We start from the raw sequence: 15451 nt of genomic DNA on the forward strand, positions 1-15451 counted from the left end.
GGGACAAGGCCCGAAGGGCCGCCGATCCGGGGCCTACCCGCATCGCAGCGAGCGTCAGGATCGCCATTTATATCAAAGCCTTGCGACAAGTCGCCCACAGAGTGGGTCCCGGCTCTCCGCTGCGCTCCGGCCGGGAATGCGGCCCTTCGGGGGCCCGTTCCAGCCGGCCGAAGGCAGTGCGGATTCGGCAGTGGGCAGTGGGCAGTGGGCAGCGGAGAATCTGATACTGGAGCCCCCCTGCCGCAATCTCCCGGCGCATCCCCGGACAAGGCCCGAAGGGCCGCCGATCCGGGGCCTACCCGCATCGCAGCGAGCGTCAGGATCGCCATTTATATCAAAGTCTTGCGAAAAATCGCCAACAGAGTGTGTCCCGGCTCTTCGCTGCGCTCCGGCCGGGAATGCGGCCCTTCGGGGCCCCGTTCCAGCCGGCCGAGGGCAGTGCGGATTCGGCAGTGGGCGGTGGAGCGCCTGATGCTGGAACCCCTGCCGCAATCTCCCGGCGCATCCCCGGACAAGGCCCGCAGGGCCGCCGATCCGGGGTCCACTCGCTTTTCAACACGAAATTTTTCAATAGTTTACCAGATTATCCCCATGCCTGACGCCCGTTAGTCCGCCTTTTCCCCACTGCCCACGCCCGCCGCCCCGCCACGATGCCGGCCGAATTCCCCCGCACACCGAAGGCCATGACGCTGATCGCGCGACGTCTTCTGCTCGGTTTCGCCCTCCTGTTCCTGCTGCCGCTCGGCGCGCATGCGCTCTGGCATTGGCAGCGCGGCTGGCCGGCGAGTTGGACGGCGGCCGACTGGTCGTCGACTGGGCTCCTGCCGGCGGCCACCGCCGAAGCACCCGCGCTGGTGCGCATCTATGCGGCGCGGACCGGCCGCTGGCGCGGCATCTTCGCGGTCCACAGCTGGATCGTGGTCAAGACCGCCGGCGGCGCCTACGAGCGCTACGACAAGCTCGGCTGGGGCCGACCGATCCGCGTCAACGCCTACGCGCCCGATGCCCGCTGGTACGGCAACGATCCCGAACCGGTCTATGCCGCCGACGGCGAAGCCGCCGCCCGGCTGATCCCCGAGATCAGGGCTGCGGTGGCCGCCTACGGCTACCAGCGCCTCGGCGACTACCGTCTCTGGCCCGGGCCGAATTCCAACACCTTCGTAGCCAGCGTACTGGCCGCCGTCCCGGCAATCGAGGCCGCCCTGCCGCCGACCGCGATCGGCAAGGACTTTCCCGCCGACGGCCGCTGGTTCGGCCTCACCCCCACGGGCCTCGGCCTGCGGCTCAGCCTCGCCGGCTATCTCGGCGTGACCATCGGCTGGATCGAGGGCCTCGAGATCAACATACTCGGCGCCGTCGCCGGCCTCGACATCCGCCGCCCCGCCCTGAAACTGCCCGGCTGGGGCCGGATCGGGATGTAGGCGCGGACCGCGAGGCCCAGGGGAGCGGCAGCTTTATGTTCTGTACGGACCGCGCGGAGGGATCACCGGGTCTCAGGACGGCTCAGGCGCCCGCAGCCGAACCGGCCAGGCGTCTTTTGATTTCGAGAATATATTCAATACCTTGTCGAATTCGCGAGCAGAGTGGGTCCCGGCTCTCCGCCTTCGGCTGCGGCCGGGATTGCGGTTTGAGTGTGCGGTTGGGAGACGCAGTCATCCACCAAAGGGCCCGCGGTCGCATCCCCGGACAAGGCCCGAAGGGCCGCCGATCCGGGGCCTACTCGCCTCACCGCGGCATCAAAATGACCGGGTCGGCGCAAAAACCTGCGCTACATGCCAGGGAAATAATGCCAAGCCGATCCTCACGACGGCCATGGTTCACGCTCCCGTCAATGCGCTTCGTCCCAGTTCCGCGCCGCGCGGGCGTCGACCTGCAGGGGCACGCCGAGGGTGACGGCGGGGTGCGGGGCCTCCTCCATCACGCGGCGGACGACCGGCAGGGTCGCGTCGACCTCCGCTTCGGGCACCTCGAAGATCAGTTCGTCGTGGACCTGCAGCAGCATCGCGGCCTTGAGGCGGGCGGCGTCGAGGGCGGGCTCCATGCGGATCATGGCGCGGCGGATGATGTCGGCGGCGGAGCCCTGGATCGGGGCGTTGATGGCGGCGCGCTCGTTGAAGGCGCGCACCGACGGGTTCTTGGCGGCGATCTCGGGATAGTGCGCCTTGCGGCCGAAGATGGTGGTGACGAAGCCGTCGCGCCGGCAGGCAGCCTTGGTCGCCTCCATGTAGTCGCGGATGCCCGGGAAGCGCTCGAAATACTTCTTGATATAGGCGCCGGCCTCCTCGCGGCCGATGCCGAGCTGGTTGGCGAGACCGAAGGCCGAGATGCCGTAGATGATGCCGAAATTGATCGCCTTGGCGCGGCGGCGGACCATCGGATCCATGCCGGCGACGGGCACGCCGAACATTTCCGACGCCGTCATGGCATGGATGTCGATGCCGTCCGCGAAGGCGCGCTTCAGGGCCGGGATATCGGCCATGTGGGCGAGCACGCGCAGTTCGATCTGGCTGTAGTCGGCGGAAACCAGCGCGAAGCCCGGCGCGGCCACGAAGGCGGTGCGGATCTTGCGGCCTTCCTCGGTGCGCACCGGGATGTTCTGCAGGTTCGGCTCGGAGGAGGAGAGCCGCCCGGTCGTGGTGGCGGCGAGCGCGAAGGAGGTATGGACCCGCTTCGTCTCGGGATGGACGTAGCCCGGCAGCGCGTCCGTGTAGGTCGAACGCAGCTTGGAGACCTGGCGCCAGTCGAGGATCTTGCGCGCCAGTTCGACGCCTTGCCCAGCCAGCTCCTCCAGCACGTCGGCGCCGGTCGCCCAGGCGCCGGTCGGCGTCTTCTTGGCGCCCGGCAGGCCCATCTTGCCGAACAGGATGTCGCCGAGCTGCTTGGGCGAGCCGAGATTAAAGGCGCCGCCGGCGAGTTCGTGCGTCTCGGCTTCGAGCCGCGCCATGGTCTGCGCGAAATCGCCGGAGAGCCGCGACAGGATCTGCCGGTCGATCGAGATGCCGCGCATCTCCATCCGCTTCAGGACATCGACCAGCGGCCGTTCCAGCGTCTCGTAGACGGTCGCCATGCGTTCCGAGACCAGCCGCGGCTTCAGCACGCGCCACAGCCGCAGCGTCACGTCGGCATCCTCGGCCGCATAGGCGGTCGCGCGGTCGAGCGGCACCTTGTCGAAGGTCACCTGCGCCTTGCCGGTGCCGGTCACCTCCTTGTAGGCGATCGGCTTGTGGCCGAGCAGGCGCTCGGACAGGTCGTCCATGCCGTGGGTGGCGCGGCCGGCATCGAGCACGTAGGAGATCAGCATGGTGTCGTCGGCGCCGACGATCGGCGCCCCGTGCCGCTCCAGCACCATGGCGTCGTACTTCAGGTTCTGCGCCACCTTCAGGATCGAGCGGTCGGCGAGCAGCGGGCGGATCGCCGCGATCGCGTCGGCGACCGGGATCTGCTCGGGCCGGGTCTCCTGATCAAACAGGCCGGCGCCGCCGGCCGTGTGCAGCAAGGGCACGTAGCAGGCCTCGCCGGGGGCGACGGCGAGCGAGAAGCCGACCATGTCGGCCTGCATGGAATCGAGCGAATTGGTCTCGGTGTCGATCGCCACCACGCCGGCCTCGACGGCGCGCTCGACCCAGCGCTGCAGATCCTCCAGCCGGGTCACGCAGGCATAGCGGTCGGTCGCGATCGGCCCGACATGTCCAGCCTCGGCGCGCGCGGCCGCGAGTGCGGCGGGCGTCATGCCGGTCGCGGCCGGCGCGGCGGCGGTGGATGCGGACGGAGCTGATGCAGGCGGGGCGGGGGCGGCCTTGGCATCTTCGGCGGATCGCCCCTCGGCCTGCGCCCCGGCGTCGGCCGGCACGGCGGCCGGATCGGCGCCCTCCCCGGCTGCGGCGCCGCCCGGCGGCCAGTGCCGGATGGAGACCGGCGACGGTGCGATACCGGCCGGCTCGCAGCCGGTCGCCTCGGCGACGCGGCGGGTCAGGGTGGTGAATTCCATGGTCTTCAGGAAGGCGATCAGCTTGGCGCCGTCGAGCGGTGCCACGGCCAGATGGTCGATCGGATGGTCGAGCGGCACGTCGTCGCGCAGCGTCACCAGGACCTTGGAGATGCGCGCCTTCTCGGCATTCGTGACCAGCGCCTCGCGCCGCTTCGGCTGCTTGATCTCGCCGGCCCGCGCGAGCAGGGTTTCGAGATCGCCGTATTCCTCGATCAGCTGCGCCGCGGTCTTGATGCCGATGCCCGGCACGCCCGGCACGTTGTCGACCGAATCGCCCGCCAGCGCCTGCACGTCGACGACCTTCTCGGGGCCGACGCCGAATTTCTCGATCACCTCGGCGCGGCCGATCCGGCGCTCCTTCATGGTGTCGTACATGATGACCCGCGGCCCGACGAGCTGCATCAGGTCCTTGTCGGAGGCGACGATGGTCACGTCGGCCCCGCAGGCGACCGCCTGGCGGGTATAGGTCGCGATCAGGTCGTCGGCCTCGAAGCCGATCTGCTCGATCGAGGCGACGTTGAAGGCCTCGACCGCCTGGCGGATCAGGCCGAATTGCGGGCGCAGATCCTCCGGCGGCTCGGGCCGCTGCGCCTTGTACTGGTCGTAGAGCGCATTGCGGAAAGTGACCGAGGAGGCATCCAGCACCACCGCCACATGGGTCGGCTTGACCCCGACCTCGGTCTTGTCGGCCTCGCGCAGGAGCCGCCAGAGCATGTTGCAGAAGCCCGACACCGCACCGATCGGCAGGCCGTCGGACTTGCGCGTCAGCGGCGGCAACGCGTGATAGGCGCGGAAGATGTAGGACGAGCCGTCGACCAGGAAGACATGGTCGCCGGCCTTGACGGCACAGGGTTCGGCACCGTTGCGCAGCGGGGCGGCGGCGCCCACGGGCGCGACGGGAGCGGGGTCGGAAGGAGCGTCGATCATGCCCGGATCATAGGGGCGCCGGCGCGGATTGGAACCCGGGGCCGCGCCGGCCGCATCCTTAACCCCCCCTTAATTCGCCATCTTTAGCGTTCACCTGACCGCGCCCGCGCCGACCTCCTCTCCTGCGAGACGGAGGCCGCCAGCGGGCGGGGCGACACCGACAGCCGGCGCGGCACGAGACTGGCCGAGCCGACGGGGAGGGGCGGACGGAAAGACGCGAGGGGAAGATGGTCGCGCGACGCATCGAGCGGCAGGCGGAGCCGCTCTTCGACGACCCGGGCTACGAGCCCGATCGCCTCGACCTGCGCCTGTCCTCGGAGGATCGTCCCTCGTCGGTCGGCCCCGGCGCCGTGCGCCGGCGCGCCCCGCGCGAGGCCGGCTCCGGCCGCCTGGAACCCTCCGTCTCGTCCTACGATACCGACGTGGTCGCCCAGCGCGACGGCGGCCGCAGCCGCGGCGGCCAGCGATCCAGAAGCCACGACGACGCCGACGATCGCAACGAGGCCCCGCCGCGCCGGCGCCCGCCTTCGGGTGGCGCGGGCGGAAGTTCCGGGGGCGGCGGCGGATCGGGTCCGCGCAAGCCCGCCGCGCGCCGCCGGCGCAGCCTGATCGGCGGCATCGTCTACTGGTCCTGCGTGATGGGCATCTGGGGCGTGATCGGCGCCGGCGCCATCGTGCTCTATTACGGCTCGCGCCTGCCGCCGACCACCGAATGGGCCGTGCCGAAACGGCCGCCGAACATCCGCATCGTCTCCTCCGACGGCACGCTGATCGGCAATCGCGGCGATACCGGCGGCGAGGCCGTGCGGCTCGCCGACCTGCCGCCCTATCTGCCCAAGGCCGTGATGGCGATCGAGGACCGCCGCTTCTACAGCCATTTCGGCATGGATCCCTGGGGCCTCGCCCGCGCGGTCGCCGTCAACCTGACCTCGCGCGGCGTGGCGCAGGGCGGATCGACGCTGACCCAGCAGCTCGCCAAGAACCTGTTCCTGACCCCGGACCGAACCTTCGGCCGCAAGGTGCAGGAGGTGATCCTGTCGCTCTGGCTGGAGCGGGAATATTCGAAGGACCAGATCCTCGAAATGTATCTGAACCGGGTCTATATGGGCGCCGGCTCCTACGGGGTCGATGCCGCCGCCCGGCGCTATTTCGGCAAGTCCGCCAAGCAGGTGAACGTCATGGAGGCGGCCATGCTGGCCGGCCTCCTGAAGGCGCCGTCGCGCTATGCCCCGTCCAAGAACCCGCAGCTCGCCCGCGCCCGCGCCGAGACCGTGCTGGCCAGCATGGTCGATGCCGGCTTCCTCGCGCAAAAGGACCGCGAGGCCGCGCTGAAGGCGCCGCAGACCATCTTCGACCGGCCCAATACCGGCACCGAGAATTATGTCGCCGACTGGGTGATGGACCTCCTGCCCGCCTATGTCGGCTCGATCGACCACGACATCGTGGTCGAGACGACCATCGACCAGAACCTGCAGCTGATCGCCGAGGCGGCGCTGCAGGGCGGGCTGGCGCAGTATGGCGACGCCAAGGACGTGAACCAGGGCGCGCTGGTCTCGGTCGACCCGTCCGGCGCCGTGCGCGCGCTGGTCGGCGGCGTCGACTACCAGAAGAGCCAGTACAACCGCGCCGTGACCGCGCGCCGGCAGCCCGGCTCGGCCTTCAAGCCCTTCGTCTATCTGGCCGCCGTGGAGACCGGCCTGACGCCCGAGACGGTGCGGGTCGACGAACCGGTCAGCTTCAAGGGCTGGAGCCCGAAAAACTACGAGAAGGGCTTCCGCGGCCCGATGCAGCTGAAGGACGCGCTGGCGCAGTCGATCAACACCATCGCGGTCAAGCTCGCCGTCGAGGTCGGGCCGAAGAAGGTCGTCTCGGTCGCCGAACGGCTCGGCATCACCTCGCCGCTGCAGCCGACCGCCGCCATCGCGCTCGGTTCCTACGAGGTGACGCCGCTCGAGATCACCGCCGCCTATGTGCCCTTCTCGAACGGCGGCTACGGCGTCAGCCCGCATGTCATCCAGCGCATCCGCTCGCAGGGCAAGGTGCTCTACGAGCGGCGCGGCTCCGGCATCGGTCGGGTGATCGACCCGGGTCCGCTCGCCGCCATGAACACGATGCTCTCGGAGACGCTGATCACCGGCACCGCCAAGAAGGCGCAGATCGCCGGCTGGCCGGCCGGCGGCAAGACCGGCACCAGCCAGGATTTCCGCGATGCCTGGTTCATCGGCTACACGGCGCTCCTGACCACCGGCGTCTGGCTCGGCAACGACGACGGCACGCCGACCAAACACGCGACCGGCGGCTCGATCGCCGCGACCGTCTGGCAGCGTTTCATGCTGGAGGCCCATCGCGGCAAGCCGGTCGCCGACATCCCGGGCACCTGGCGGCGCAACCAGCCGATGGCGACCGATTCGGTCGTGACCGGGGCCGTGCCGACCGCTCCGTTGCCGGGCCTGCCCGCCGCGTCGGGATATGCACCGACCCCGACGGTCGCACCGGCCCCCGCCGCCTATGCGCCGGCACCCGCGGCTCCCTATCCGCCCGCCCCCTATCCGGCGCAGGGCTATTCGAATCCGAACCCGAATCTGGCCGGCCAGGGCTTGCCGCCACCCCCCGCTCCGGTGCCGCAGCGGACGCAGCAGCGCCCGCCGGCGCCGATGGGCGGCGTCGACGACTTCCTGAAGCGGATGTTCGGCGGGTAGGCGGGCGCGCCGCCGCGGGCGGCGGCCCCTCTACTGGCGGACGACGTCCTCAGCCGCCTCCATGTTGAAGGCGGCGGCCATCAGGGCGCGCGTATAGGGGGTCGACGGGCTGGAGAAAATCTGCTCGGACGGCCCCTGCTCGACGACCTTGCCGTCCTTCATCACGATCACCTCGTTGGCGAGCGCGCGCACGACGCGCAGGTCGTGCGAGATGAACAGATAGGCGAGGCCGTGCCGCCCCTGCAGGTCGCGCAGGAGATCGACCACCTGCGCCTGCACCGACATGTCGAGCGCCGAGGTCGGCTCGTCGAGCATGATGAATTTCGGCTCCAGCACCAGCGCGCGCGCGATCGAGATGCGCTGGCGCTGGCCGCCGGAGAATTCGTGCGGGTAGCGGTGGCGGGTCTCCGGGTCGAGGCCGACCTCCTGCAACACGCCGACGACGCGGGCGTCGCGCTCGGCCTCGGTCAGGTGCGGCATGTGGATGTCGAGACCCTCGCCGATGATGTCGGCGACCGACAGGCGCGGCGAGAGCGAGCCGAACGGGTCCTGGAACACCACCTGCATGTTGCGCCGGAGCGGCCGGACCGCGGCCGAGCCGAACCCCTGGATGTCGCGGCCCATCACGACGATGCGGCCCGTGGACGAGATCAGCCGCAGAAGCGCGAGGCCGAGCGTGGTCTTGCCCGAGCCGGATTCCCCGACCACGCCGAGGGTCTGGCCCTCGCGGATCGCGGCCGTGACGCCGTCGACCGCCTTGATGTGGCCGATGGTGCGCCGGAGCAGGCCGCGCCTGATCGGGAACCAGACCTTGAGGTCCTCGACCGCGGCGACGACCGGCTTGGAGCGGTCGGTCGACGGCGGATTGCCGCGCGGTTCGGCCGCGAGCAGATGCTGGGTATAGGGATGCTGCGGATTGGCGAAGACGGTCTCGACCGGCCCGGCCTCGACGATGCGGCCCTTGGTCATGACGCAGACGCGCTGGGCGTATTTGCGCACGATGCCGAGATCGTGGGTGATCAGCAGCACCGCCATCTCGGCGCGCGTCTTGATGTCGTCGAGAAGCTTCAGGATCTGCGCCTGGACGGTCACGTCGAGCGCGGTGGTCGGCTCGTCGGCAATCAGCAGATCGGGCTCGTTGGCGAGCGCCATGGCGATCATGACGCGCTGGCGCTGGCCGCCGGACAGCTGGTGCGGGAAGGCCGCAAGCCGCTTCTCCGGTTCGGTGATGCCGACCTTGGCGAGCAGGTCGAGCACCTTGGCGCGCGCATCCGCCTCGCCGAGACGGCCGTGCAGGCGCAGGATTTCGGCGACCTGCTGCTCGACCGTATGAAGCGGGTTGAGCGAGGTCATCGGCTCCTGGAACACCATGGTGATCTCGTTACCGCGCACCGCCCTGAGGTCCGCCTCGCTGGCGGCGAGCAGGTCGCGGCCCTTGAACAGGACCTTGCCGGCCGGATGGCGCGCCGCCGGATAGGGCAGCAGGCGCGGGATCGACAGCGCCGTCACCGACTTGCCGGAGCCCGACTCGCCGACCAGCGCCAGGGTCTCGCCCTTGGCGAGGTCGAACGAGATGCCTTCGGCCGCGACCGTGTCGACGCCGTTCTGGCGGAACACGACGCCGAGATTGCGCACGGACAGGAGGGGAGCGGTCATGGTGGATCCTCTCGCGGCCGTCACTGGAAGGTCTTGCGCGGATCGAAGGCGTCGCGCACCGCCTCGCCGACGAAGAGCAGCAGGCTCAGCATGATCGAGATGACCGCAAAGGCGGTCATGGCGAGCCAGGGCGCCTGCAGGTTGTTCTTGCCTTGCGACACGAGCTCGCCGAGCGACGGCGAGCCGGGCGGCAAGCCGAAGCCGAGGAAGTCGAGCGAGGTCAGGGTGGTGATCGAGCCGTTGAGAATGAACGGCATGAAGGTCAGCGTCGCCACCATGGCGTTGGGCAGGACATGGCGCCACATGATCGCGACGTTTCCGGCACCGAGGGCGCGGGCGGCGCGGACATATTCGAAGTTGCGCGCGCGCAGGAATTCCGCGCGCACCACGCCGACCAGCCGCGTCCAGGAGAACAGCAGCAGGATGCCGAGCAGGATCCAGAAATTCGGCACGAACACGGAAGCGATGATCAGCAGCAGGTAGAGTTCCGGCACCGACGTCCAGATTTCCAGGAAGCGTTGGAACAGAAGGTCGGTCCAGCCGCCGAAATAGCCCTGCACGGCGCCGGCTGCGACGCCGATGATCGACGAGATGATGGTCAGGATCAGGCCGAACAGCACCGAAATCCGAAACCCGTAGATCACCCGGGCGAGCACGTCGCGCGCCTGATCGTCGGTCCCGAGCCAGTTCCAGTTGCCGACCACGCAATTCGGATCGTCGGCGCCCTTAATGTAGCGCGAGCAGCGCTCCTGGCGGTCATACATCCAGGACGGCTTGGCCGGCGCCGGATTCGGAATGTCGCCGTTGACGGTGTTGTAGGAGTAGCGGATCGGCGGCCACAGGGCCCAGCCGTTGTCCGCGATCTCCTTCTGGATGTCCGGATGGCGATAGTCGGTCTTGGCCAGGAAGCCGCCGAACTTCTCTTCCGGATAATCGACCAGCACCGGGACCAGAACCTCGCCCTTGTAGTGAACCAGGATCGGCTTGTCGTTGGCGAGAAACTCGGCGAACAGCGTCACCACGAACAAGATCGAGAACAGCCAGAGCGAGACGTAGCCGCGCCGGTTGCGCTTGAAATTCTCCCAGCGGCGGCGATTGAGCGGGCTCAGGCGCGCGCGCGCCGGTGCGGCGGTCGGCCGGGAGACGGGGATGGCGGCGGGGGTCCGGGCATCCATGACTCAGACCTCCCGCGATTCGAAATCGATCCGCGGATCGATCCACGTATAGAGCAGGTCCGAGATCAGCGAGACGACCAGACCGACGATCGAGAAGATGAACAGCGTGGCGAAGACGACCGGATAGTCGCGGTCGACCACCGACTGGAAGCCGAGCAGACCGATGCCGTCGAGCGAGAAGATAGTCTCGATCAGGACCGAGCCGCCGAAGAAGGCGCCGATGAACGCGCCGGGAAAGCCGGCGATGACCAGCAGCATGGCATTGCGGAAGACATGGCCGTAGAGCACGGCACCCTCGGACAGTCCCTTCATGCGCGCCGTCGTGACATATTGCTTGCGGATCTCGTCCAGGAAGGAGTTCTTCACCAGCATCGCCGACGAGGTGAAATGGCCGATCGCCATGGCGGTGATCGGCAGCACCAGATGCCAGAAATAATCGGCGATCTTGGCCGGAACGCTGAGCGAGGCGAAATTGTCGGAGGTCAGGCCGCGCAGCGGGAAGACCTGCCAGAAGGACCCGCCCGCAAACAGCACGATCAGCATGACGGCGAACAGAAAGCTCGGGATCGCGTAGCCGATCGCCAGCGCGGCGCTGGTCCAGATATCGAAGCTGCTGCCGTCCTTGACCGCCTTGTGGATGCCGAGCGGGATCGAGACGGCGTAGCCGATCAGCGTCAGCCACAGCCCGAGCGATATCGACACCGGCAGCTTTTCCTTGATCAGCTCGAGCACCGAGATGTTGCGATAGTAGCTCTCGCCGAAATCGAAGCGGATATAGTTCCACAGCATCAGGACGAAGCGCTCGTGCGCCGGCTTGTCGAAGCCGAACTGCTTTTCGAGCTTCTTGATGAACTCGGGATCGAGGCCCTGGGCGCCGCGATACTTGTTGCCGCTGTCGCCACCGGCGCCCGGCTGCCCGCCGCCGCCCGGCTGGCCCTGGAAATCCGAGCCGCCGCCGGAGATGCGCGAAGTGGCCGAGACATCGGTCCCGGTCAACTGCGCGATCACCTTGTCGACCGGCCCGCCGGGGGCGAACTGCACGATCACGAAGGTGACCAGCATGATGCCGAGCAGGGTTGGGATCATCAGCAGGATGCGTCTGAAGATGTAGGCGGCCATTCAGAGTCCCTTGCCGAGCGTTTCGGCCTTGTCGCGGTTCACCCACCACGTGGTCTCGATGCCGCGAGCATAGCGCGGTTTTACCGATGGGCGATCATAGAGGTCCCACATCGCGATCCAGTGCGACGCCTTGTGCCACTGCGGGATCCAGTAACGCCCCGCCCGCAGCACCCGGTCGAGCGCCCGGCAGGCGACCGTCAGCTCCGCACGGGTTTCGGCGCCGAGCGCCTTCAGGATCAGCGCATCGACCGCCGCGTCGCGGATGCCGCCGATATTGCGCGAGCCCTTGCGATCGACCGATTCGGAATGCCACGCCTGACGGATATCCTCGTCCGGCGTCGGCGGAAACGAACTGCGCCGCGTGATCACGTCGAAGTCGAACTCGTCGACGCGCTTCTGATATTGCGACGGATCGACCACGCGCACGCTGGCATCGACCCCGAGGCGCTTCAGATTTTCGAGATAGGGGCCGGTGACACGCTGAAAGGACGTGTCGCTGTCGAGAAACTCGACCGTCAGGCTTTCGCCGGCCGCATTGCGCAGGACGCCGTCGCGGGCGGTCCAGCCGGCTTCGGCGAGGAGTTTCGCGGCCTGGCGCAGCAGGGTCCGGTCGCGCCCGGTGCCGTCGGTGACCGGCGCCGTCCAGGGTTCGCCGAAGACCTCGTCCGGCACCTTGCCGCGGAACGGCTCCAGCAGTGCCAGCTCCTCCGGCGACGGCGGGCCGGAAGCCTCGAACTCGGTGTTCACGAAGAAGGACGAGATGCGCCGGTAGCTGCCGAAGAAGACGTTCTTGTTGGTCCATTCGAAATCGAACACCAGCCCGAGCGCCTCGCGCACGCGGCGGTCGGCGAATTTCGAGCGGCGCATGTTCAGGTACCAGCCCTGCGCGCCGGACGGCGAGCGATCCTCCAGTTCGAAGCGGACGACCTTGCCGTCGGCGAGCGCCGGGAAGTCGTACTGCGTCGCCCAGACCAGCGAGGTGAACTCCTCGCGCAGGAAGTAGAGCCCGGCCTTGAACGCCTCGAAGGCGGCGGTGCGTTCGCGGAACATCTCGTAGCGGACGATGTCGAAATTGTTGTGTCCGGCCGCCACGGGGAGATCGCGGCCCCACCAGTCCGCCACCCGCTCGTATTCGATGTAGCGCCCGGGCTCGAATCGCCCGACCCGGTAGGGACCCGAGCCGAGCGGCGCCTCCGTGGTGGTCTGCTCGAAGTCCCGGGTCGCGTACCAGGCCTTGGAGAGGATCGGCAGGGTGGCGACGATCAGCGGCAGCCCGCGCGAACGGGTCGGCGCGAAGCGGACCACCACGGTATCGGCCGCCTCGGCTTCGACCTCGCGCATGTCGCGCAAGGCGAGCGAGACCGACGGGTGCCCCTTCTCCTTCAGGGTCGTCAGCGAAAAGGCGACATCCTCGGCGGTGATCGGCGTGCCGTCATGGAAGCGCGCCTCGGGGCGCAGGCGGAACACGAAGGTGGCGCCTTTGTTGCGCACCGTGGCACTCCGCGCCACATAGCCGTAGACCGCATCGGGCTCGTCGAGCGCGCGGGTCATCAGGCTGGCAAAGGTCCGCTCCATGCCGACCGGCGCGTCGCCCTTCAGGATCAAGGTATTGAGCGTGTTGAAGGTCGACGGGTTCTGGTTGTAGGCCCATTGCGACGGCACGGTCACCAGACGCCCGCCCTTCGGGGCCACCGGATTGACGTAGTCGAAAGACCGGAAATCGGCGCCGTATTTCAGATCGCCGAAGATCGACAGGCCGTGGGTTTCGATCTCGTCCGCCGCCCAGGCCCAGGGCACCGGAACAAGCGCGGCGCCCGCCGCCGCCGAGAGGCCGGCCAGAACGCCGCGCCGGTCCCATCCGCCGCCCATCAACGACCACCCGTCTTGGCGGCCTTCTCGGCGTCCCACCACCAGATGGTCGGGAATTGCGGCTCGGCATAGTAGGGCAATGTCTCCGGCCGCGAGAAGCGGTCCCAGCGCGCCATGCGGCTGAAGCGGTAGGTCCAGCCGGGCACGATATAGTGGTTCCAGACCAGGAGCCGGTCGAGCGCCCGGGTTGCAGCCTCCAGTTCGGCACGGTCCTTGGCATAGATCACGCGCTGGATGACATAGTCGATCGCCGGATTCCGGATGCCGGCATAGTTCCGCGACCCTTCGCGATCGGCCGCACCGGACGAAAAATACTCCAGCTGCTCGTTGCCGGGAGACAGCGACTGGCCCCAACCCGTATAGATCATATCGTAGTCGCGCGAGCGAAGCCGGTTGATATATTGCGATGAATCGATGTATCGGACCGCCAAGTCGATGCCGATCTTGGATAGCTGCTGACGATAGGGCACCGCAAAGCGCTCAGAGCTCGGGCTGTTGATCAGGAACTCGATCTTGAGCGGCTCCTTGGTCTTGCCATCGACCAGGCGCGTGCCTTCGGTGACGTAGCCGGCCTCGCGCAACAGGCGGACCGCCTCGCGCAGGTTGTTGCGTTCCTGCGCCGGATCGTTGGTCACCGGATTCGTGAACGCCTTGGTGAAGACCTCCTCGGGGACGGGTCCCTTGGTCTTGGCCTCCTGGAGAATATCGAGTTCACTCCCCGCCGGGACGCCCGACGCCGCCAGATCCGAACCGAAGAAATAGCTGTTGATGCGCTCATACTGCCCGAAGAAGACCGTGCGGTTGATCTCCTCGTAGTTGAACGCATAGCTCAACGCCAACCGCACGCGCGGATCCTGGAACTTCGCACGCCGAAGGTTCATCACGAAGCCGACGCCGACGCCGCGACCGCGCTCCTGGAACTTCTCCAGGATGACGCGGTTCTCCCGCACGGCCGGGAAGTCGTAAGCCGTCGCCCAGTTCTTGGCCACGTTCTCGAACCGCACGTCATACTGGTCGCCCTTGAACGCCTCCAGTTCGACAGTGTCATCCCGATAGTATTCATAGCGGATCTCGTCGAAATTATTCTGCCCGATGCTCACCGGAAGAGACTGGGCCCAATAATCCTTGACGCGTTCGTAAACCACCCGCTTGCCAGGATCGAAGGACTTGATCTTGTAGGCGCCGCCACCGAGCGGCGGCTCGAGCGTCGTCTTGCCGATATCCCGCTTCTGGCCGTCCGGACCGACACCTTCCCACCAATGTTTCGGCATCACGGACAACTGCCCGACGATCTGTGGCAGCTCGCGATTGCCCTTTTCGTCGAAGCGGAAGGTGACTTCGCCCGGACCGGAGGCCTCGGCCGAAACCACATGGCGATAGTAGAAGGCCTGTTGCGGCGAGAATTCCTTGAGCTTGTTGAAGCTCCAAACGACGTCCTCCGCCGTCAGCGGCTGGCCGTCGTGCCAGCGCGCCTCTGGACGCAGCCGGAAAGTGACCCAAGCGAAATCGTCCGGATACTTCACCGCCTCGGCGATCTGCCCGTATTCGGTCGAGATCTCGTCATAGGCAGAGGTCATCAGACTGTCGTAGATCAACCCGATCCCGGCGGCGACATTGCCCTTCGGCAAGATGGCGTTGAAGCTGTCGAAGGTGCCGTCGGTCCCCATGCGCAGCACCCCGCCGCGCGGCGCCTTCGGGTTGACATAGTCGAAATGCTTGAAATCGGCCGGATATTTTACGCTGCCCATGAGCGACAGGCCATGCCGCCATTGCGGCTCCTCCGCGTGCAGGGCGGGCGCCGACATCAGGCCGGTCGACAGAACGGCGCCGAAGACCAGGAGACGCAGGGCGGTCACCGGAGACCGCGGGTGACGGACGGGGGCGGCGAAACCTGCGGCGATCTTCGACTGGCGCATCGGCGAGGGGCACTCCGTTCGGTCAGGGCGGGTCCACGGCGCCGGTCGGATACCGCGGAACGATGCATGGGATATTAGACGCCCCGGCACCGTTTCCACATG

General features: G+C 67.8%; 8 protein-coding genes. 2 read left to right on the forward strand and 6 right to left on the reverse strand.

The window, feature by feature from the left end; genetic code table 11:
• Nucleotides 1-683: 683 nt before the first annotated feature.
• Nucleotides 684-1421 carry a DUF3750 domain-containing protein gene (locus KL771_RS19925; RefSeq protein ID WP_261970272.1) on the forward strand — a complete coding sequence of 246 codons (738 nt, stop codon included), beginning with the start codon at nt 684-686 and terminating at the stop codon, nt 1419-1421.
• A gap of 407 nt (nt 1422-1828) precedes the next feature.
• Here KL771_RS19925 and polA read toward each other — a convergent pair whose 3' ends face one another.
• Entirely contained in the window at nt 1829-4915 is a 3087-nt protein-coding gene (polA, locus tag KL771_RS19930; protein ID WP_261970273.1) for a DNA polymerase I, read from the reverse strand.
• A 227-nt stretch (nt 4916-5142) separates the two neighbouring features.
• On the opposite strand from polA, the gene KL771_RS19935 reads away from it, so the two are divergent.
• Nucleotides 5143-7614 (forward strand): transglycosylase domain-containing protein, encoded by a 2472-nt coding sequence (locus KL771_RS19935; RefSeq protein WP_261970274.1) that lies wholly within the window; start codon nt 5143-5145, stop codon nt 7612-7614.
• Nucleotides 7615-7644: 30 nt separating this feature from the next.
• On the opposite strand, the gene KL771_RS19940 is transcribed toward KL771_RS19935, so the two are convergent.
• The 5 genes from KL771_RS19940 to KL771_RS19960 are packed head-to-tail and all read right to left on the reverse strand — an operon-like array spanning nt 7645 to nt 15349.
• A complete protein-coding gene (locus tag KL771_RS19940; RefSeq protein WP_261970275.1) occupies nt 7645-9270 on the reverse strand; it encodes an ABC transporter ATP-binding protein in 1626 nt (541 codons plus the stop codon).
• A 20-nt stretch (nt 9271-9290) separates the two neighbouring features.
• A complete protein-coding gene (locus tag KL771_RS19945; RefSeq protein ID WP_261970276.1) occupies nt 9291-10445 on the reverse strand; it encodes an ABC transporter permease in 1155 nt (384 codons plus the stop codon).
• Between the two features lie 3 nt (nt 10446-10448).
• A complete protein-coding gene (locus tag KL771_RS19950) occupies nt 10449-11564 on the reverse strand; it encodes a microcin C ABC transporter permease YejB (RefSeq protein ID WP_261970277.1) in 1116 nt (371 codons plus the stop codon).
• Nucleotides 11565-13433 carry an extracellular solute-binding protein gene (locus tag KL771_RS19955; protein ID WP_261970278.1) on the reverse strand — a complete coding sequence of 623 codons (1869 nt, stop codon included), beginning with the start codon at nt 13431-13433 and terminating at the stop codon, nt 11565-11567.
• The gene (locus tag KL771_RS19960; protein WP_261970279.1) at nt 13433-15349 is read right to left on the reverse strand and encodes an extracellular solute-binding protein; all 1917 of its coding nucleotides are present in this window, start codon (nt 15347-15349) and stop codon (nt 13433-13435) included. Before KL771_RS19960 ends, KL771_RS19955 begins: the two co-directional genes overlap by 1 nt.
• Nucleotides 15350-15451: the final 102 nt, after the last annotated feature.

This window comes from Prosthecodimorpha staleyi (assembly GCF_018729455.1).
Lineage (GTDB): Bacteria > Pseudomonadota > Alphaproteobacteria > Rhizobiales > Ancalomicrobiaceae > Prosthecodimorpha > Prosthecodimorpha staleyi.